21 protein-coding genes and 1 pseudogene are annotated in these 20,980 nt (G+C 36.1%); 9 read left to right on the plus strand and 13 right to left on the minus strand.

Annotated elements, in window-relative coordinates; all coding sequences use genetic code 11:
* Positions 1–272: 272 nt before the first annotated feature.
* The 3 genes from ACX5JI_RS14565 to ACX5JI_RS14575 all read right to left on the minus strand — a co-directional run bounded on the left by ACX5JI_RS14565 (position 273) and on the right by ACX5JI_RS14575 (position 1,981).
* Positions 273–971: a pirin family protein gene (locus ACX5JI_RS14565; RefSeq protein WP_459501757.1), complete on the minus strand. Its 699-nt coding sequence runs from the start codon at positions 969–971 to the stop codon at positions 273–275.
* A 49-nt stretch (positions 972–1,020) separates the two neighbouring features.
* On the minus strand, positions 1,021–1,431 hold the full coding sequence (locus ACX5JI_RS14570; RefSeq protein ID WP_459501758.1) for a MarR family winged helix-turn-helix transcriptional regulator: 411 nt from the start codon (positions 1,429–1,431) through the stop codon (positions 1,021–1,023).
* A gap of 115 nt (positions 1,432–1,546) precedes the next feature.
* A complete protein-coding gene (locus tag ACX5JI_RS14575) occupies positions 1,547–1,981 on the minus strand; it encodes a DUF3920 family protein (protein ID WP_459501759.1) in 435 nt (144 codons plus the stop codon).
* 195 nt (positions 1,982–2,176) lie between these two features.
* Here ACX5JI_RS14575 and ACX5JI_RS14580 point away from each other — a divergent pair, with 195 nt between their 5' ends.
* Positions 2,177–2,614 (plus strand): Dps family protein, encoded by a 438-nt coding sequence (locus ACX5JI_RS14580; RefSeq protein ID WP_459501760.1) that lies wholly within the window; start codon positions 2,177–2,179, stop codon positions 2,612–2,614.
* Positions 2,615–3,222: 608 nt separating this feature from the next.
* Complete coding sequence (locus tag ACX5JI_RS14585; protein ID WP_459501761.1) at positions 3,223–3,438, plus strand: hypothetical protein; 216 nt, start codon at positions 3,223–3,225, stop codon at positions 3,436–3,438.
* A gap of 29 nt (positions 3,439–3,467) precedes the next feature.
* On the opposite strand, the gene ACX5JI_RS14590 is transcribed toward ACX5JI_RS14585, so the two are convergent.
* Positions 3,468–4,046, minus strand: coding sequence for an LOG family protein (locus ACX5JI_RS14590; RefSeq protein WP_459501762.1), 579 nt, complete (start codon positions 4,044–4,046; stop codon positions 3,468–3,470).
* Positions 4,047–4,119: 73 nt separating this feature from the next.
* Here ACX5JI_RS14590 and ACX5JI_RS14595 point away from each other — a divergent pair, with 73 nt between their 5' ends.
* From ACX5JI_RS14595 to ACX5JI_RS14605, 3 genes are all read left to right on the plus strand, one after another.
* Positions 4,120–4,443 carry a MazG nucleotide pyrophosphohydrolase domain-containing protein gene (locus tag ACX5JI_RS14595; RefSeq protein WP_459501763.1) on the plus strand — a complete coding sequence of 108 codons (324 nt, stop codon included), beginning with the start codon at positions 4,120–4,122 and terminating at the stop codon, positions 4,441–4,443.
* A 55-nt stretch (positions 4,444–4,498) separates the two neighbouring features.
* On the plus strand, positions 4,499–5,005 hold the full coding sequence (locus ACX5JI_RS14600) for a ferritin (RefSeq protein ID WP_459501764.1): 507 nt from the start codon (positions 4,499–4,501) through the stop codon (positions 5,003–5,005).
* 176 nt (positions 5,006–5,181) lie between these two features.
* The gene (locus ACX5JI_RS14605; RefSeq protein WP_459501765.1) at positions 5,182–6,354 is read left to right on the plus strand and encodes a DUF418 domain-containing protein; all 1,173 of its coding nucleotides are present in this window, start codon (positions 5,182–5,184) and stop codon (positions 6,352–6,354) included.
* A gap of 184 nt (positions 6,355–6,538) precedes the next feature.
* On the opposite strand, the gene ACX5JI_RS14610 is transcribed toward ACX5JI_RS14605, so the two are convergent.
* From ACX5JI_RS14610 to ACX5JI_RS14620, 3 genes are all read right to left on the minus strand, one after another.
* The gene (locus ACX5JI_RS14610; protein ID WP_459501766.1) at positions 6,539–7,720 is read right to left on the minus strand and encodes a NupC/NupG family nucleoside CNT transporter; all 1,182 of its coding nucleotides are present in this window, start codon (positions 7,718–7,720) and stop codon (positions 6,539–6,541) included.
* A gap of 375 nt (positions 7,721–8,095) precedes the next feature.
* On the minus strand, positions 8,096–9,277 hold the full coding sequence (locus ACX5JI_RS14615) for a NupC/NupG family nucleoside CNT transporter (protein ID WP_459501767.1): 1,182 nt from the start codon (positions 9,275–9,277) through the stop codon (positions 8,096–8,098).
* Between the two features lie 304 nt (positions 9,278–9,581).
* Positions 9,582–11,018, minus strand: coding sequence for an alanine/glycine:cation symporter family protein (locus ACX5JI_RS14620; RefSeq protein ID WP_459501768.1), 1,437 nt, complete (start codon positions 11,016–11,018; stop codon positions 9,582–9,584).
* 328 nt (positions 11,019–11,346) lie between these two features.
* Between ACX5JI_RS14620 and ACX5JI_RS14625 the strand changes: the two genes are divergently transcribed.
* A complete protein-coding gene (locus tag ACX5JI_RS14625; protein ID WP_459502039.1) occupies positions 11,347–11,985 on the plus strand; it encodes an NAD(P)-dependent oxidoreductase in 639 nt (212 codons plus the stop codon).
* 302 nt (positions 11,986–12,287) lie between these two features.
* Here ACX5JI_RS14625 and ACX5JI_RS14630 read toward each other — a convergent pair whose 3' ends face one another.
* From ACX5JI_RS14630 to ACX5JI_RS14645, 4 genes are all read right to left on the minus strand, one after another.
* Positions 12,288–13,190: a thioester domain-containing protein gene (locus ACX5JI_RS14630; protein ID WP_459501769.1), complete on the minus strand. Its 903-nt coding sequence runs from the start codon at positions 13,188–13,190 to the stop codon at positions 12,288–12,290.
* A 117-nt stretch (positions 13,191–13,307) separates the two neighbouring features.
* The gene (locus tag ACX5JI_RS14635) at positions 13,308–13,868 is read right to left on the minus strand and encodes a biotin transporter BioY (protein WP_459501770.1); all 561 of its coding nucleotides are present in this window, start codon (positions 13,866–13,868) and stop codon (positions 13,308–13,310) included.
* A gap of 136 nt (positions 13,869–14,004) precedes the next feature.
* Positions 14,005–14,844 carry a glyoxal/methylglyoxal reductase gene (gene pgoN / locus ACX5JI_RS14640; RefSeq protein ID WP_459501771.1) on the minus strand — a complete coding sequence of 280 codons (840 nt, stop codon included), beginning with the start codon at positions 14,842–14,844 and terminating at the stop codon, positions 14,005–14,007.
* Positions 14,844–16,028, minus strand: a complete 1,185-nt coding sequence (locus tag ACX5JI_RS14645) for an MFS transporter (RefSeq protein WP_459502040.1) — start codon at positions 16,026–16,028, stop codon at positions 14,844–14,846. The genes pgoN and ACX5JI_RS14645 overlap by 1 nt, the downstream gene beginning before the upstream one ends.
* Before the next feature lie 369 nt (positions 16,029–16,397).
* Here ACX5JI_RS14645 and ACX5JI_RS14650 point away from each other — a divergent pair, with 369 nt between their 5' ends.
* From ACX5JI_RS14650 to ACX5JI_RS14660, 3 genes are all read left to right on the plus strand, one after another.
* Positions 16,398–16,748 carry a winged helix-turn-helix transcriptional regulator gene (locus ACX5JI_RS14650; protein WP_459501772.1) on the plus strand — a complete coding sequence of 117 codons (351 nt, stop codon included), beginning with the start codon at positions 16,398–16,400 and terminating at the stop codon, positions 16,746–16,748.
* Positions 16,749–17,181: 433 nt separating this feature from the next.
* Positions 17,182–17,622: a DUF1641 domain-containing protein gene (locus ACX5JI_RS14655; protein ID WP_459501773.1), complete on the plus strand. Its 441-nt coding sequence runs from the start codon at positions 17,182–17,184 to the stop codon at positions 17,620–17,622.
* 44 nt (positions 17,623–17,666) lie between these two features.
* Positions 17,667–18,845, plus strand: coding sequence for an NAD(P)/FAD-dependent oxidoreductase (locus tag ACX5JI_RS14660; protein ID WP_459501774.1), 1,179 nt, complete (start codon positions 17,667–17,669; stop codon positions 18,843–18,845).
* Between the two features lie 402 nt (positions 18,846–19,247).
* Here ACX5JI_RS14660 and ACX5JI_RS14665 read toward each other — a convergent pair.
* Positions 19,248–19,601 (minus strand): annotated as a pseudogene (locus tag ACX5JI_RS14665) (S4 domain-containing protein); the annotation flags it as partial.
* Positions 19,602–19,946: 345 nt separating this feature from the next.
* Positions 19,947–20,861 carry a UDP-N-acetylmuramate dehydrogenase gene (murB, locus tag ACX5JI_RS14670; protein WP_459501775.1) on the minus strand — a complete coding sequence of 305 codons (915 nt, stop codon included), beginning with the start codon at positions 20,859–20,861 and terminating at the stop codon, positions 19,947–19,949.
* Positions 20,862–20,980: the final 119 nt, after the last annotated feature.

Consider the following 20,980-nt stretch of genomic DNA (forward strand, 5'->3'; position numbering starts at 1 on the left):
ACTATGAAACTACGTCAAAAACCATTCCTCCATTTTCTCCCTGCTATATTTTCAGCAATACTTGGGATTCTTTTTTATATCCAATTTTTATTCAATAACGGATTAAATGAATTTGTTTTGATTCTTTTCTTTACATGTATCACCTTAGCAAATTTATTTGTAATTGCTATATTAAAGTTTGTTCTCTCAAAAACTTGAGAAAAAAATAGTAAAAATCGAAAAGAAATAGCGCATCTTTTTGATGCGCTACTTCTTTTTATGAACGACGTCCGTTATTGTTTTTTCATTTCAATTGCTAAATAATGAGATTGCTCTTTTGCCTGAATGTGAAGATCTTCTTCAACTGCTTCTGCTGCATCGCGCATTACTAGTTGCTCACCATTTACAACACCGCTTCCTTCAATTTGTACAAGATAAACTTGGCGTCCTTCACTAACAGGGAAGCAAATTTCTTTTCCTGCTTCTAACGATAACGAATATAAATTCGCATCTTGGTGAATTCCAATCGGCGCTCCTCCTTCAACTGGAGATACCATATGGAACCATGTATTTTCACGTTTATTCCAATCAAATTTAAACTCACCGTAATTTGGCTCGTGACCTACACGATCTGGTAAAATCCAAATTTGTAATAGACGTAACGTTTCATTTCCTAAATTATGCTCACTGTGAAACACCCCTGTACCAGCGCTCATATATTGAACATGTCCACGCTCAATTGTGCCACGGTTTCCCATGCTATCTTGATGTGTTAATGCACCATCTACAACATAAGAAATAATCTCCATATCACGGTGCGGATGCATATCAAATCCTGTTTGCGCCGCTACTAAATCATCATTAATAACACGAAGCGCTCCGAAGTTCATATTATCTGGATTGTAATAATCTGCGAATGAAAAATGAAAATGTGTATTTAACCAACCATGATTTGCTCTTCCCATATTTTTATGATCAATTTTTTTAAACATATCCTTCACCTCATATTATCTCGAATTCGAGATATTTATTTAAAATTTTTTATTGTAACTTTCTCAGTAATTCTAGTAGTTGTTTTTGTTCATTACGCTCTAATTTTTCAAATTGTTCAGCTTGGAACGTTTCCTGTGGTGGAACGACTTCTTCGTACAAAGCTTTCCCTTTTTCTGTTAAGGAAAGATACTTCGTCGTACCTTCTTGTTCTCTTCTCACAAATCCAAGCTGTTCCATTTTATTTAAAAGCTGCGTGATGTTCCCTTTTGTAACAAATAGCTTTGTTCCGAGCTCCTGCTGTGTTAATCGGTCTTGCCCACCAATTTGGGCTAGCACATCAAACTGAGCAGCAGATAAACCCCACTTTTTCAAATGTTGATTTGTCTCACGAATGCTTCTGTTATAAAAGCGTGATAAACGAAACCATAACAATAATCCTAATCGTTCTTCTGCTTTCATTTCATCACCTCGCTTACTTGATGCCTTTAGTTTAGAACTAAACTTATAAAAAGTCAATCACTTTATTTTAGTAAGTAAAAAACGAAAAGTATAGTGATTTTCTCCTCACTACACTTTAACTTAAGTTCCTTCTTATATATTCATTCATTTTACGTTCCGCAAATGCCCTGGCATCTTTTTCAATCCAGCGTTCTTCATATACTTCTTTTCCTATATACAATATGTTCTCCTCATGCTGCATCGAATGGCGAAACTCGTGCAGTAAAGTTTTCAGCACTTGTTCATACTGTTCCCACATACAAACAAAAATTAGTTGTCTTTTTTTATGATAAAAACCGCTTAAAGGAAATAAAAATTCTTCTTCCTCTTCCCCCAAGTTTACAAGGACATTATTTGTATCACACGTATCGCAAAAAATAACCGGAATTTCGCGCTTATCAATAAGTGAAAATACATCATCTTTCACTCGTTGAATATCCCATGGAAATTCTGAATCCAGCACATACCAATTCCCAGCTTGCTGATATACGTTTTGAAACTGGAGTTCCATTGACCCCATTCCCCTTTCTACCTTCCCTTTTCCTATACATATGCCACAATCTAGTAAAAAATAAACGTATATTGCAATACAACATTATATCCAGTTCAAAAATAATGTTTGTAAAAGATTGATTTATATTAACTACTATATTATAATAATTATAAATTAGTAATTGGTATAATAATTCAAAAGGAGATTGATCATATGAACGCACAAGTAATCGAAGTCTTAAACAAACAGGTAGCCGATTGGAACGTATTATTCACAAAACTACACAACTTCCACTGGTATGTAAAAGGACCACAATTCTTTACACTGCATGAGAAATTCGAACAATTTTATACAGAAGCAGCTGAACACATTGATGAAATTGCAGAACGTATTTTAGCAATTGGCGGTCAACCAGTCGCAACAATGAAAGAGTACTTAGAACGAACTTCTATTCAAGAAGCGGCTTACGGAGAAACTGCAGAAGGGATGGTAGAAGCAATTATGAAAGACTACGAAATGATGTTAAGCGAACTAAAAAAAGGCATGGAAATCGCCCAAAACGCTGACGACGAAACGACATCTGACTTACTACTCGGCATCTACACAGAACTAGAAAAACACACTTGGATGCTACGTGCATTCTTAAACTAAAAGCGCAAGCGGCTCGTTTAAAATCGCAGGGCGTTGGAGCTTCTTGGAAGAAGCGCTTTTTGCTTCATCCAAGGGGACGAAACGACCGAAGATCTGGATAAACTAAAAGCGCAAGCCACTCGCTCAGATTGTAAGGGGGATGGAGCTTCTGACGTAGAGGCGCTCTTTGCCTCGCAGGAAGATGCGAAGCCACCGAACATTCTTGCCGCTGGAGCTGGATATCCCTAAAAGCGCAAGCGGCTCACCTAATAAATCCCCTCAATTCACTTGAGGGGATTTATTAGGTCTGTGGAGAACGGGACATGCTACAAAATCATAAAAGAAACATGTTGATCTGATGAGGGTTGTTCGTATAAATCAGTGAGTGAAATTTTATCATCGATTTTTCCAATATATCGACTGTTTCTCACAATATATCAGCGATTCGACAAAGGATATCGACTAACTAACAAAAAACGACAAAAAACAGGCTCTCCCCTAGTTCTTGTTTCCTAATAAACTGAATAAATCCTAACCATTTCCATGTTAAAATATAGAAAATAGCATTCTAATCGTTACGTCTAAATAATACTTTTCCAAATTCATCATTTAGGTCATATCACCATCAAATGACGGGAGTGGTTCAGTTGAAAGACTATTTGATTCGAGTATGTTTCGCTTCATTAGCTGTTGGAATTACTTTCATAATAGCCCATATTTTAAGTATAAACCTAGATGTAGAAAGCTATCCTGTTCTTATCTGTATCACGATAGTTGGTGGCTGGGGTGGCTGGTACTTTTATAAAAAATTTCCGAAAGAAAAATCTAAAGGCATTCCGAAATGAACGGAATGCCTCTTTTTTTATTGATCTTATTATGATAACTGCTTCCACTTATTCCCCACAACAGGGCGCTTATAATTTTTCATATGAAGCAATAATTCTTCTGCATTATCTGCCGAAACAATCAGCTCTTTATTCGATGGATTCATAAATCCTTCTTCTGCTGCACGATTAACCATTTGCAGAATCGGCTCGTAAAAATCTTTAATATTCAATAAACCCACTGGTTTATCATGAATTCCAATTTGTGACCAACATACTACTTCAAACAACTCTTCAAATGTTCCGTATCCACCAGGTAGTGCAATAAATGCATCCGCAAGCTCTGCCATTTTTGCTTTACGCTCGTGCATTGTCTCCACTTCAATTAATTCTGTTAATCCTTCATGAACAATTTCACCTCGGAATAAACCACGAGGCATAACACCAGTGACACGTCCGCCTAAGCGCAGCACTTCATTGGCTACTTCCCCCATTAAACCAACACATGAACCGCCATATACTAGTTCACAATTATTTTGAACTAGTACTTCTCCAAGCTTAATCGCTTGCTCCTTAAACTCAGGTCTCTCCCCTAGGTTAGAACCTGCAAACACACAAACCTTTCTCATACCTACACCCCGAAACTATATATTGTTATGATACAATAAGTATTGTACAACATATTGAGAGGATGAGAAAGAAATGAATATAATTGAATTTCAAAGTTGGGTTGAAGAATTTTACGAAAAACGAAGCTGGTCACAGTATAATTCTTTTATTCGCCTAAATTTCTTAACGGAAGAAGTGGGAGAAGTTTCAAGGGTTGTACGCGCCATTGAAATTGGACGTGATCGCCCTGATGAACAGGAAAAACGAGTAGAAGAATTGAAAATTGAATTAAAAGAAGAACTTGGGGATGTACTCGCTAATCTCATTATTCTTTCTCAAAAATATGATTTGGACTTGCAAGATATTATGGAAGCACATGTAGAAAAACTTTCTAGAAGATTTCAAGAAACGAAATGAGAACACTTTTCAATTATGTTATAATATTTCCGATATAATAGTAAGGGGGATTTCAATGTTATCTACTAAATTACACGACGCACTTAACGATCAAATGAATTTCGAATTTTACTCTGCTCATGTTTATATGGCAATGGCTGCTTACTGCACATCAGAAAGCTACGATGGATTTGCAAATTTCTTTCTTGTGCAAGCAGAAGAAGAGCGTTTCCACGCAATGAAGCTTTATAATTACATCAATGACCGCGGGGAACGTGCCATTATTACTGGATTCGAACATCCAAATAATGAATATGAATCTGTTTTAAGTGCATTTGAAATCGCACTTGAGCATGAGCGTGAAGTAACAAAGCGGATTTACAACTTATCTGATATCGCTTGGGATGAGCGTGAACACGCTACAATTACCTTCTTAAAATGGTTCGTTGACGAACAAGTTGAAGAAGAAGCTTCGTTTGACAGCATTATTCAAAAACTAAAACGCATTACAAATGATTCTAACGCTCTATTTATGTTAGATGCAGAATTAGAAAAACGTACTTTTACTCCTCCTGCTGAGTAAAACTCTTATCACCTTAACCGAGTTTGTTAAGGTGATTTTTTATGCACTCCTGTACATCTCCTCTTACCTTAACACTTGATTAAAATCAGCTTAATTCTTCGTTCATTTTACATAGGAATGCCCTTGAGAATGGTATGATTTGTAAAGGGAAAATAAAAATAAGAGGAGAAAAAACGATGAATCAACGTGTAGAAGCAATCGATGCTATTCGTGGTTTTGCTTTATTCGGTATTATGCTCGTGAATATGACATTAATTCAATTTGGCATGTTTAGCGATGAACAGCCTACTTATGTTCTTGGGAAGATCGATGAGGGCACCAACTGGTTTATACAATTTTTTGGAACCCACAATTTCATCTCCCTATTTTCTTTTTTATTTGGACTTAGTATCATCATGCTGCAAAAAAGCATTGTCGCAAAAGAAAAACGGTTCTTTCCTGTCTATATAAGACGCATCATCATTTTATTACTCATCGGATATATTCACGGCACCTTTATTTGGGATGGAGATATTTTATTCGGTTATGGAATTATTGGAATCTTATTAATGATCTTTATAAATCGCAAACCAAAAACATTACTGATTTGGGCCTCCATATTACTAGTATTAACAATATTCATGTCTTATCCTACCGAATCAGATGCCAATATGGCCAAAGACTTTGCACCTTATATCGCCAAAGAACGCGACGTTCATGAAACTGGTAGCTATATGGATCATGTAAACTTCCGGCTAAATGAAAACCCTTTTGAATATTTAGGAATCACTGGTTTTTTCGGCACATTTTTCATAACATTGTTCGCACTGATTTTCATGACACCATTATTCTTATTAGGAATGTATGTCGGAAAAAAAGGTTGGCTTTTTGAAATAGATAAACATTTGCCTTCCCTCAAAAAGATCTGCCTAATTAGTGGTATTTTTTCTTTCTCGGTAAAAATTTTAGCACTCGTAACAAAACAACCGCTTCTTATTATGTTAACAGACAGTGTGACACCGCTCAGTATGACTCTTTTTTACGGAAGCTCTATCCTTTTATTATTCCAGTACAAAAAAGCATCACGCTTACTAACTTATATGGCGAATATGGGGAAAATGTCCGTTAGTAACTATTTAGCTCAATCTATCATTGCGACTACAATTTTTTATGCGTACGGTTTCGGCCTATATGGAAAAATAGGTTACTTCTTTGGCATTGTATTAACAATTTTCATTTACGTCATTCAATTATACGTTAGCACGTATTGGTTACGAAAATATCGTATGGGACCAGTTGAATACGTCTGGAGGCTTGGGACTTATTTGAAAAGACCTGCTTTTAAGCGACAATTAAAGAAAGTGAGTTAAATCGATGCAAAAACAGGAGCTAGGAGCTCCTGTTTTTGTGTCATTTTTTGTTGGTTAGTCGATATCCTTTGTCGAATCGCTGGTAAAATTTCATTCACCCTTTTATCCGAACCCATCTCGTCAGATTATCATGTTTCTCTCCAAATAAAAAGCAATGAGCGATCCGCTCATTGCTTTCTTCATTTTATAACATAACTCCAACGATAACTGCTGATAATACACTTACTAATGTTGCACCATATACAAGCTTTAATCCGAAAGAAGATACAACGTTTGCTTGTTTTCCATCAATACTCTTCGTTGCCCCTGCAATAATTCCGATAGATGAGAAGTTTGCGAAAGATACAAGGAAAATTGATAAAACACCTACTGTACGAGCTGATAAGTCACCAGCTACTTTTCCTAAATCAAGCATCGCCACAAATTCGTTTGTTACTAATTTTGTTGCCATAATTTGTCCTGCAGCTAGCATCTCTGATGTTGGAATACCCATAACAAATGCTAACGGTGAGAATACATATCCTAAAATAGTTTGGAACGTAATACCGAAAATAGAATCAAATACACCGTTAATTGCTGTAATCAATGCTACGAATCCAATTAACATTGCTGCTACTGTTACTGCAATCGAGAACCCCAGCATAATATATTCGCCTAACATTTCAAAGAATGTTTGTTTCTTATCGTCTTGTAATTCTAAAATGTCTTCTTCTTCACTTACATCATAAGGATTAATAATATGAACAATAATAAATCCACTAAATAAGTTTAAAACAAGTGCTGTTACTACAAACTTAGGATCAATCATTTTCATATAAGAACCGACGATCGACATTGACACTGTTGACATAGAAGATGCACAAAGTGTGTATAAACGATTTTTTGGTAATTTGCTAAGTTGATCTTTTACTGTAATAAATACTTCCCCTTGACCAACAATCGCAGCAGCTACTGCATTATATGATTCTAGTTTACCTAGACCGTTTACTTTACTTAATACAAATCCAATTGCTTTAATAATAACCGGCAAAATTTTGAAGTGTTGTAATATCCCAATTAATACCGCTAAGAAAATAATTGGTAATAATACCGTTAAGAAGAATGGTGCTTGTCCATCATTCGCTAAACCACCAAATACGAAATTAACTCCTGCTTCCGCATATTTTAAAATGGCACCAAAACCATTTGAAATTCCTTTTACTAATGCCAATCCAATATTTGTATTTAATAAGAAGTATGCCAATGCTAATTGAATAACAAGCATAATTGCAATCGGCTTATATTTAATTTTCTTCCGATCTGAACTTACTATAAAACCGAGTACAAATACAACAAGTAAACCGACTAGAAACATAACTAGCTTCATATGTGAATCCTCCACTTCCATGAATTATTGGTCGTCCAACGAATGACGTCTGACCATAGATTTTAAAAAAATAGAACCCTTACATACTATTCACTTTACAATATCGCCTAAAATCAGTAAGCGTTTACATAAATTTCAATTAGTAGCCTCTTCCTCTTTACTTATTTGAAAGTATGGAAATGATGCCACCCACAAACAAATTGTAAGCGTTATCTATTTGAAATGCAACATAATTTTTTAAAGAAATGATATGTAAATTTATTCCTGACACATAAAAAAAGATGGTTACGGTCTAATACCGAAACCATCTTTATACGAAACTACAAAAGGATCTACCCATGAACAGGTCCTCTTAAGTTTTTTCAATCTATTTCCTTATAACATAACACCAACGATAATCGCTGACAAAATACTTACTAACGTTGCACCATACACAAGCTTTAATCCAAATGAAGATACAACATTTGATTGATTTTCATCAATCCCTTTCGTTGCTCCTGCAATAATTCCAATAGATGAGAAGTTGGCAAACGATACAAGGAATACAGATAAAATTCCAACTGTACGAGCCGATAATTCTCCTCCTACTTTTCCAAGGTCAAGCATAGCAACAAATTCATTTGATACTAATTTTGTCGCCATAATTTGTCCAGCAGTTACCATTTCTGATTGCGGGATTCCCATTACAAATGCAAGTGGTGAGAAAATGTATCCTAAAATCGCTTGGAATGTAATACCGAAAATAGAATCAAATAGGCTGTTAATTGCTGTAATTAACGCCACGAAACCAAGTAACATTGCTGCCACTGTTACTGCAATTGTAAAACCAAGCATAATATATTCACTCAACATTTCAAAGAACGATTGCTTTTGTTTATTTTCTAACTTAAGTGTATCCTCTTCTTCTGTAACATCATACGGGTTAATAATATGAATAATAATAAAACCACTGAATAAATTTAATACAAGTGCTGTTACTACATATTTTGGTTCAATCATTTTCATATAAGAGCCGACGATTGACATCGATACTGTCGACATAGACGATGCACAAAGTGTATATAAGCGATGCTTTGGTATTTTGCTTAGTTGATCTTTTACTGTAATAAACACTTCAGCTTGCCCAACAATAGCTGCCGCTACCGCGTTATATGATTCTAGTTTACCTAAACCATTTACTTTACTTAATAAGAAACCAACTGAACGAATAAATAACGGTAAAATTTTAAAATGCTGCAGAATTCCAATTAATACGGCAAAAAACACGATTGGTAATAATGCTGTTAAGAAGAAAGAAACCTCTCCTTTATTAACAAGACCACCAAATACGAAAACGATTCCAGATTCCGCATATGTAAGTAATGCCCCAAATCCGTCAGAAATTCCTTTTACTAAAATATAACCAATCTGCGTATTTAATAAAAAGTACGATAATGCCAACTGAATAACAAGCATAACCACAATTGGTTTATACTTAATTTTCTTGCGATCCGCACTTATAAGAAAACCGAGTACAAATACAACAAGTAATCCTACAAGAAACATAACAAACTTCATATATAAAATCCTCCATTTAAACCTTATTCAACGTTCCGGCAATGTATTAAAACGTTGAACGTCTGACCATGTAAAACAAGAAATAATCCGAACTTTCACCTAACCTATAAAAAGACATCTGATCTGAATAAAAATCCACCTTATCTCTTATCTGGAAAGACCTTAACCATTCTAACATAATTTCCAACTGACATCTTCAGATTTTCAAAAAAAATTACAATAAACACAAAAAAACTATTAATGTTCGTCTTTTACGTCAAAATAGAAAAGAGGCATCAGATTTTTTCTGATGCCTCTTTTCCTATTATACAGCTTGTTCTTCTTTTTCTTTTGTTACCTTAGAATCTCCCCAACACTCTGTGTTTTTCAAACCCGGAATCGAGTCTGCATGGAAGACTGGGTCTTTCCCTTGCTTCTTTTGTTTTACATAGTCTGCCAACGCAGCATATGCAAATCGGCCAAGAAGTGTAATCGCAATTAGGTTTGTGATTACCATTAACCCCATAAATAAGTCTGCCATACTCCAAACAATTTTTAGCGTTGCAACAGAACCGAATAGAACCATTCCAACTACTGCAGCACGGTAAACCATTAACCATGTTTTACTTTTCTTAATAAATTCGATATTTGTTTCACCATAATAATAGTTTCCTAGAAGTGAACTGAACGCAAATAGGAAAATAATAATTGCTAAAAAGCTACTTGCCCATGGACCAATTTGTGAGCTTAGCGCCTTTTGCGTCAATTCAATTCCTTCTAAATTTGTTGCCTTATATGCTCCAGAGCATAGTACGATAAATGCTGTTGATGTACATACTAAAAATGTGTCTACTAAAACTCCAATTGTTTGAATAAATCCTTGTTTAGCTGGGTGTGTTACATCTGCTGTTGCAGCCGCGTTTGGTGCACTCCCCATACCTGCTTCATTCGCAAATAATCCGCGCTGAATCCCGTACTTCATCGCTGCTCCAATACCACCACCTACAGCTGAATCTAAACCGAATGCACCTTTAAAGATTTCGGTAAAAACATCTGGTAGTAAATAGAAGTTTTTAATAACAACGAAAAGAGCCACTCCAATATAAAGGATTGCCATTGGTGGAACAATCATTTCTGACATACGTGCAATACTCTTAACACCGCCAAAAATAATAACCGCGATTAATACAGCTAACGCAATCCCAACAATTGAACGTTCAAAACCGAAAGCATTTTCAAATGCTAATGTAACTGTATTCGCCTGTACTGAGTTGAAAATTAAACCGTAACTAATTGTAATAAGAATAGAAAACCAAATTCCCATCCCACGTTTATTTAAACCTTTTTCCATATAATAAGCAGGACCACCACGGAATCCACTGCCATCTTTTATTTTATAAATTTGTGCAAGTGTACTTTCTACGAAACTGGAAGATGCCCCAATAATTGCAATTACCCACATCCAAAATACGGCGCCAGGTCCTCCCATAGAAATCGCTAACGCTACACCAGCTAAGTTACCGATCCCAATGCGGGCTGCTGAACTCATACAGAAAGCTTGGAAAGAAGATACGCTTCCCTTTTTACGTGTCTTTCCAGTTAGTCCGTCACTCATCAATCGTACCATTTCCCCTAAATGGCTAATTTGTACAAATTTCAATTTAAAAGAAAAATAAAGCCCTAAGCCAATTAACATTGCGATCAGAATATATGACCAAAGAAACGTATTCGTTGATGAAACAAACTGTTCTAAAATATTCATACTGTTAGTCCCCTCCATTTTTTCCTCATAAATCGAATTATATTTAAAAAATATTCAAAAATCAACATTTTTCGACAAAATTTCACTTCCATATGTTAGGTTTTATTACATATCCATGTTATATGAAAGGATATATGACTCGTTATTTTAAGAAACGCACATACTACATAAAGAAATAATTTTTATAAACAAAGCAATTGACAAAAAATAAACCTGTAACTATAATGGTTACATCGGGTGATAAACAACCTGATTTACAGACATCTATTCATTTTCAGACATACATTTTAAGCATTAATTTTATAAAAAACACTTGGAGGGATACATGATGAAAATCGGAATTATCGGAGCAAGCGGAAAAGCGGGAAGTCGTATTTTAAAAGAGGCAATTGATCGTGGTCACGAAGTTACTGCAATCGTAAGAAATGCTGCAAAAATCACAGAAAATAATGTGAAAACCTTGGAAAAAGACGTATTTGATCTTACTGCTAATGATCTTCAAGTATTTGATGTAGTTGTAAATGCATTTGCTGCTCCAGCAGGAAGAGAATATCTTCATGTAGATGCAGGAAACGTATTAATCGAAGCAATGAAAGGTGCTCCAAACACAAAATTACTTGTTGTTGGCGGAGCTGGAAGCTTATTTGTAGATGAAGCAAAAACAACGCGTGTATTTGAAACACCAGGTTTCCCAAATGAATACCTTGCGACAGCTCAAAACCAAGGTAAAAACCTTGAAATTCTAGAACAAACAACTGATATTACTTGGACATTCATCAGCCCTTCTGCACTATTTGCATTAGGGAAGCGTACTGGTTCTTACAAGGCGGGTAAAGATCACCTTCTTGTTAACGAAAAAGGTGATAGCTACGTAAGTTACGAAGATTTCGCTGTAGCTGCACTTGATGAAATCGAAAATCCAAAGCATGTGAACGAACGCTTCACAGTTGTTTCAGAAGCTGAATAATAGTAATCTGACGAGGTTGGTTCGTATAAAGTGAAACTTTAATCAGTGGGGGCTTTCCCAACCATCTTCCTTGCTTCTCTCTGAATCTTGTGGTGGGAGTCTTACTGCCCGTTAATGCGGGATAAAGTGGTGAATGAAATTTTATCGACGATTTTTCAAATATATCGATCGTTTCTCATCATATATCAGCGATTCGACAAAGGATATCAACTAACCAGCAAAAAACGACAAAAAACAGGAGGCCCCCTAACTCCTGTTTCCCAACACTCTGAAGAAAGCACTGGCAATTCGCCAGTGCTTTCTTATCTTTTATATGGTTTATTCGGCTTTTGTGGAGCTTCTCCTTTTTTCCAACTTACCGCCAATTCTGGTCCTGTTTTTTCCTCACTACGCTCTAATAAAACGACTGCATTTTGAATCGTCGCTGTCCCTTTATGGGCAATGCCTTTTAATTTCGTTAACGTTCCTGATACTTTAAAGCTAAATTCACCTGATGGAGTTTGTTTCGGAATTAAAATGCGGAACTTTTCTCCTACATTAAATTCTGTTTTCGCTTCACCTTTTTCATTTACAAACTTTACGCCTTCAGGTGCTCCTGTCGCTTGCACTCGGTACGTTCCACTTGTTGCATTTGTTTGTACTGTATATAAGTCTGTTTCAAAAAATCCATCTTTCAATGTCGCTTCTTGTTTTTCTGTCGGTGTAACACTCATCGTAATGTCTTGTACCTCTGTACTACTATTTGCTTTCGCTACAATATCTTTCGTTAACTTTTCCACATTTTTATTACGGAATTCTAAATCATCCATATTAATTTGTTTTAACGCAAGCCAAACAGCCAGTTGCGTGGCATAATGCGCCTCTTTCCAATCTGAAACACCTAATTCTTGTGGACTTTTTTGTGGATATCCATTTAATAATACACGGTATACACCGACATCCACATTACCCATTTCAGGTAAATCATGACCACTTGGAGATAGTAACGGCTCGTTTAAACAAAAGACAATTTTTCCATCATCTGTTTTAATCAAGTCTGTTTGAATCTTTCTCTTTAGAACGTTACTATAGGTCCAGTCCAGTTCATACTTTGTATGATCCATAACCATTGCAAATGCTTTTTGAAGTGGGAATAATAAATTCGCAAATACAAATAAAACACCAAAAACAGCAACCAATACCTTATACGATTGTTTCATGTTCACAACTCCTTATAAAATAACCAATTTACTACTGTATAGTATTAAGTTAAAGTTTTCTTTTATGCATGATAGCCATCAAAAAAAGCATAGGATCACCTATACTTTTCACGTTACAATGATTTAATTTTCTTGAAGAAGTAATTTAGAACGCACTAACGCACCTCGTACTTTTATTCCAATCCACGCTGCTAGCGCAGCCTTTATCACTCCTACAATTAAAAAAGGAACAAATCCACCTAGGAAAGCCGCTTGCCATCCTAATGATGCTACATATTTTAAAAATACAGTTCCAATCGTTAACGTCACAAGCATCCCTAAAATATTCGCTACTAATGAATTCAAAAATGTAAGTTTCATTTTTTCCGTTAAAAAACCAATTAAAAATGCAGTTGGGATAAATGCGAATAAAAAACCACCTGTCGGACCAAATAAAACTGATAAACCACCACTAAACCCTGCATAAACAGGGATTCCAGTTGCACCGATTAACACATACAACAATACAGATAACGTACCATAACGAGATCCTAAAATTGTAGCAGTCAGTCCAATCGCTAGCGTTTGGCCCGTGATAGGGACCAGCGGAAGCGGAATTGTAACTTGTGCCAAAATACCGATAATAGCAGCGAATAGCGCGGTAGTAATTAACATTCGGAAATGACTTGTTCGATTGTTATTCATATATGCCTCCTACAAATTTTATATTATAAATTTAAGATATCCCATTTTATATAAGGAGTAAATATTTTTGTTAGAATATTCAATTTTTACAAACAAAAAAGAAGAGTGCACCCTTGCACCCTTCTTGTTCACACGATTAGAAATCGAAATTATCCGGATCTGGACCGACGCGATGATTTTGATTTAACGCATCAATTTTTTCCATATCTTCTTTCGTTAATTCAAAGCCGAAGATGTCCGCATTTTGGATAATACGGTGTTCTTTTGTTGATTTCGGAATCGTTACAACTTCATTTTGTAGATCCCAGCGTAAAATAATTTGTGCAGTCGTTTTACCGTATTTATCTGCAATTTCTTGTAATGTTTCGTTATCTAATAACTGCCCTTGCATTAAAGGTGACCAAGCTTCCATTTGAATGCCTTGCTCACGGCAGAAGCTTTGTAATTCTTTTTGTGTTAAACGCGGATGATATTCTACTTGGTTAATCATCGGTTTGATTTCTGCATCCTCCATTACATCTTTTAAATGATGGATTTGGAAGTTACTCACACCAATTGCACGTACGCGTCCTTCTTTATAAAGTGTTTCTAACGCTTTCCATGTGTCTTTATATTTGCCAGCTACAGGCCAATGAACAAGGTATAAGTCTAAATACTCTAGACCTAATTTGTTTAAACTTTCTTCGTATGCAGCTAACGTCGTTTCATATCCTTGATCTGCGTTCCAAACTTTTGAAGTGATGAATAAATCTTCTCGTGAAATACCAGCTTCTTTTATCCCTTCGCGAATACCTTCTCCTACAGCTTTTTCATTTTGATAAATTGCTGCTGTATCAATACTGCGGTACCCCTCTTTAATTGCTGTTTTTACAGCATGAACAAGTTCTGGCCCCTCTTCTACTTTAAACACACCTAAACCAAACCAAGGCATTTCTACGCCATTATGCAATGTTGTTGTACTTTGTAAATTTTTCATTATGCTGTTCTCTCCTTTAATTCTTTTATTTGATCTTTCTTTTCTAACCTCATACTCCATGCCGTTAACACGACTGCACCAGCTACCATAATAGCTCCAACCCACGCTGTATGAATTAATCCTAATGAATTCGTTACAATACCACCTAAGTATGCACCAAGTGCAATCCCAGCATTAAAGGCTGCAATATTCATAGCGGACGCAACATCTACAGCACTTGGGACAAAGCGCTCAGCTAACATCACAACATACACTTGTAATCCCGGTACATTCATAAATGCGAATAACCCCATTAAAATAATTGTAATTATTCCTACAACCTTAAATGGCGCTGTAAATGTAAGTACGGATAGTACAATCGCTTGAATGAAAAACATATAAAATAACGCACGAATCGGATTACGATTCGATAGTTTTCCACCAATCGTATTTCCAATCGCAATGGCAATTCCATACACAAATAGAATAATCGTAACAGTACTCGGTTTAAAACCAGTCACTTCTTGTAACAGTGGTGATAAATACGTAAATGTTACGAATGTTCCACCGTACCCAAGCGCCGTAATAATGAACACAAGTAGCAATCTTCCATTTGTTACAAGTTTTACTTGATCACGAAATGATACCCGCGTACCTTGGCGTAAATTTGATGGAATCAAAATATTGTTCGCCACTAAAGCAAAGACTCCAATCACTACGATAACCATGAAAGAAGCTCTCCAACCAAATTGTTGACCAATAAACGTTCCAATTGGTACACCTGTAATTGTCGCAACTGTTAAACCTGTAAACATAAAAGCAATTGCACTCGCACGTTTATGTTCTGGTACAAGTTCGGCTGCAATCGTTGAACCGATTGACATAAATACACCGTGCGCAAATGCAGATACAACTCGCGCACTAAGTAATACTGCAAAACTCGTTGCCATCGCCGCTATACTATTACCAATAATGAAGACGATCATAATCCACATTAATAATGTTTTCCGTGACATACTAGCTGTTAGTGCCGTTAAGACCGGCGCACCAAACGCTACTCCTAATGCATATAAAGAAACTGTTAAACCAGCGGTTGTAACGGAAACATGTAAATCATTTGAAATCGATGGTAATAAACCAACGCTAATAAATTCAGTTGTCCCAATGCCAAATGCACTAATCGCTAGTGCTAATAAAGCAAACATACTTCTTCGATTTGTTTGAACACCTGAAGAAAGTGCCGTATATGAACTCAATTGAACTCCTCCTTAATGCGAGAAATCCAATCATAATAGTGTGATAAAAAGGCCCTTTTATCTTGTGATACATATAATGTTACTGCTCTTAACTGCTATTATGAATGGTTTCATTCTTATTTGAAAGAACGCACTTGAAAGTACGATAGGTACCTAAAAGTAACTTAGGTACCTTTTTGTAACGTACTACTCATTTGCCTCTTACGTATGCTATTATGAAACATGTTCAACATAAAAAACAGTACGTACTTTTAAGTTCTATAGGCACTAAAAAGTAACATATGACTATAAAATACTCATTAAAGGGGGTTGTAATATATGAAGAAATACAATATTCCTGTAGAAGCAACCTTAGAAGTAATCGGCGGGAAATGGAAAGTTGTTATTCTTTGTCACTTAACAAAAGGGACAAAAAGAACGAGCGAACTAAAACGTTTAATGCCCGGTATTACCCAAAAGATGCTTACACAACAATTGCGTGAATTAGAAGAAGACGGTGTTATTCAAAGAAAAGTATATAATCAAGTTCCACCAAAAGTTGAGTATTCCCTTACCGACTACGGTTGGTCCTTAGAAGCGATCCTTGATTCCCTTTGCACTTGGGGAGAATGCCATCTCGAGAAGAACGGAAATTCCTCGATGCTCCTATCGCAAGGAAATCAATCCTAACCAAAAAAGGAAAAAAGAACAGTCATCTGCTCATTTTTCCTTTTTTTCTATCTATTTAAGTAACAGTAAAATAAAATATATACTCTTTTCCCTTGCTAATACTAGGTTACAGACTCAAATTCGAATAATTAGAGATCATTTTTATGTTAACATGAGTGTATATAGTATATAATATAAGATATATTATATACACTTTCCGATAAAGGAACTTTCTATTATACGGACAAGCCATGTATCGGTCAGTTCATAAATAACAGGTAAGAAATTATGGTTTTGGATTTATGACCAAGTTACTACTCACAGTCATAAATTTAAAAGCATTTTATTGCGTTTTGTGAAGAGTTGTATAAACTTTTGCTAACGCTTACCTGCTAATCGGGAATGTTTATTCCTAAAAAAATAAGAGTATTGCTATCGTAAAGGAGAATTGGAGATGCCAGAAACTATGACGCAAACAAAGCCTGAACAAGAATCTTTACAAATTTCTGCTAGCCAAGGACAACTTGATGTACTTGATCAATTGTTAAAACCTGAGGTACAAGAATCATTAACTACACTAGTAGAACAGCTTCCAAAATTAACTGAGCTTGTTAACATTTTAACTAAGTCTTATGACTTCGCTCAAACTGTTGCTACTGACGAAGTATTAAAAAGTGACACTGTTGGCGCAATCCAAGAGATTGTAGAGCCTGTAAAAGATACAGTGAAAAGCATGGCTGCAACTGCAATCGAAGCGAAAGATCGCGCTGATGAAAGCACAGAAGTTATCGGTCTTTTCGGTCTGTTAAAATTACTAAAAGATCCACAAGCACAAAAAATGTTCCGCTTTGTCAATGCTTATCTTCAAATTAGTGCAGAACGCAATAATAAATAATTTATCTTATAACAACAATTAGTAAAGACGGGGGATATCATACTATGTCAAAACAAATTGTCATCTTAGGCGCTGGTTATGGCGGTCTTCTTGCTGCTTTAAACGTACGTAAATACTACAGCAAATCAGAAGCACAAGTTACAGTGATTAACCAATACCCAACACACCAAATTATTACAGAATTACACCGCTTAGCAGCAGGTAACGTTTCTGAGCAAGCAATTGCAATGCCTCTTACAAAACTTTTCAAAGGCAAAGACATCGATCTTAAAATTGCAACTGTTGAGTCATTCTCTGTAGATAAAAAAGAAATCAAACTAGCTGGTGGCACTACTTTATCTTACGATGCACTTGTAGTTGCTTTAGGAAGTAAAACTGCTTACTTCGGCATTCCAGGACTAGAAGAAAACAGCATGGTATTAAAATCTGCTGCTGATGCAAACAAAATCTTCAAACACGTTGAAGATCGTATTCGCGAATACGCAAAAACAAAAAATGAAGCTGATGCTACAATCTTAATCGGCGGCGGCGGATTAACTGGTGTTGAGCTAGTTGGTGAACTTGCTGACATTATGCCTAAACTTGCAAAAAGCCACGGCGTAAATCCGAAAGAAGTTAAATTACTTCTTGTTGAAGCAGGTCCAAAAATCCTTCCAGTATTACCAGACGATTTAATTGCACGTGCAACTACTAGCTTAGAAGCACGCGGCGTTAAATTCTTAACAGGTCTTCCTGTAACAAACGTTGCTGGCAATGAAATCGACTTAAAAGACGGTCAAAAAATCGTTGCAAATACATTCGTTTGGACAGGCGGCGTACAAGGTAACCCATTAATCGGCGAATCAGGTCTTGAAGTAAACCGCGGTCGTGCAACTGTTGATGCATACCTACAATCTACTTCTCACAAAGACGTATTCGTTGCTGGAGACAGCGCTGTTGTCTTCGGTCCAGAAGGTCGTCCATACCCACCAACTGCACAAATCGCTTGGCAAATGGGTGAGTTAATTGGATATAACTTATACGCAGCACTAGAAGGCAAAGCATTCGAAGAGTTTGCACCAGTAAACTCTGGAACACTTGCAAGTCTAGGACGTAAAGATGCTGTTGCAACAATCGGAGCAAGCTCAACTCCACTTAAAGGCTTACCAGCATCATTAATGAAAGAAGCAAGTAACGTTCGTTACTTATCACACATTAAAGGATTATTCAGCTTAGCTTACTAATCCAAGTAATTAGCCCGAATCATGGTTCATCATGATTTGGGCTTTTTTATTAAAAAAAACTTTCTTTTTTGGGCAAAATAGAGCATCCGCTCATGCATAGAAACGGTCCATTCCCTTTTCTATCCCATACCATGTTTACAACAAAAGGAGCGAATAAGTGCAAGACCCCTTTTTTCTTCGAAGCAGTGCTTTGTATTATAAAGACTAAGGAATTTTATACACATCATTTTTTTGTAAATACTAGATAATCTCTTTCTTTTTGAGAGGAAGAGGTTATCTACTCATGCCTAGTTTAAAACATCTAATTTATATATTATTTTTATTCGGCAAAAAGGCTCAATAAACCTCTATAATAGCCTTAATATACTGATTTTTTTGTGACAAAATTGTGGAATGGAAACCCTACTCTCCTAACTTCACCAAACTGTAATTCTTTTTACCTTTACGAATAATGATAATTCTTCCCCCTGAGGAGTTTTCCACCGTAACATCTATATTTACATCCGTTACTTTCTCTCCATTCAACAGAATGGCTCCATTATGAATATCTTCCCTTGCTTGCCGTCTAGAAGGTTCAATTCCTAAATCGACTAACCATTCCACAATATTTTTCGTTTCCTTTGCCGCATGGAATGTCGGCATATCTTTAAACCCTTGTTCAATTTCATCCGCAGTTAACGATTTAATATCCCCACTAAATAGCGCCTTTGTAATTTTTACCGCTTGCATGAATGCATCCTCACCATGAACAATTTTTAAACAAAAAATCCCTATGTCTACAATAGACATAGGGACGATTATTCACCGTGTTACCACCCAGTTTGCATAAATAGCATAGCTATTCATATCACTCACAGCAATAATATCGATTGCCATTCCGCTTAGCATTACCTAAGGATACTCCAGAGTGTAATTCACAAGTTTGTTTGTGCTAGGTTGCATCAACCCCTAGCTTTCTTCATAACAGTGACAAACTGCTACCGGGCTCTTTCCACGTATTTGATATGTTAAATTATTAGCCATTATATTGAACGAAAACTAAATTGTCAATCATAGCCAAAAATCATTCACATTTTCATACGTCTTTATCTAAACAAATGATTACTTATCTTCTCCAATAATCCGTACTTCTCTTTCTAACTTTATACCAAATTTTTCTTCAACCGTTTTTTGAACGAAATGAATTAAATCGATATAATCTTGCGCTGTTCCGTTATCCACATTCACCATAAATCCAGCGTGCTTCGTAGAAACTTCCACACCACCAATTCTCTTTCCTTGCAGTCCAGAGTCTTGAATCAACTTACCAGCAAAGTTGTTCGGCGGACGCTTGAAAACACTACCACATGAAGGATATTCTAACGGCTGTTTCGATTCTCTCTTGTATGTTAAATCATCCATTTTCTCTTTAATCTCTGCATACTCACCCTTCTCAAGTTCAAAAGTCCCCTCAAGAATAATGTAATGATTATTCGCGAATGTACTTTTACGATATCCAAAATCAAAATCGTCTTTTGAAAGAGTAAGTAACTCTCCCTCGTCTGTCATCACAACCGCTTTCGTCAGTACGTATGCAACCTCACCGCCATACGCACCTGCATTCATATATAGAGCTCCGCCAACTGATCCTGGGATACCACAAGCAAACTCAAGTCCTGTTAAAGAATGCTCGAGCGCGATTCTTGACACATCAATAATCGCCGCACCACACTGTGCTACAATCGTCTCTCCAGTTACAGTAACATTCGTTATATGAGTCAAACTCAACGTGATTCCGCGAATACCACCGTCTTTTATAATAACATTTGAACCATTTCCTAAAAACGTAATAGGAACGTTATGTTCACTAGCATACTTTACTACTTTTTGAATTTCAGTATACGTAGTAGGTATTACAAACACATCCGCTTTCCCGCCTACTTTAATATGCGTATGATCCTTTAACATTTCATCTTGCTTCACATGTTCTTCTGATAATATCGTACGTAAATTTTCATATACTTCCTGCATATTCATATTATGATTCCTCTATTTCTATTAATGATTAATGGCCTATGAAATACAAATTGAAAAACCGACAGAAAGCCTCTCTTTTTCAGTAGAAAAGAGAAGCAACATGTTAGCAATTCAAGATG

Source organism: Bacillus sp. C1 (assembly GCF_054570475.1).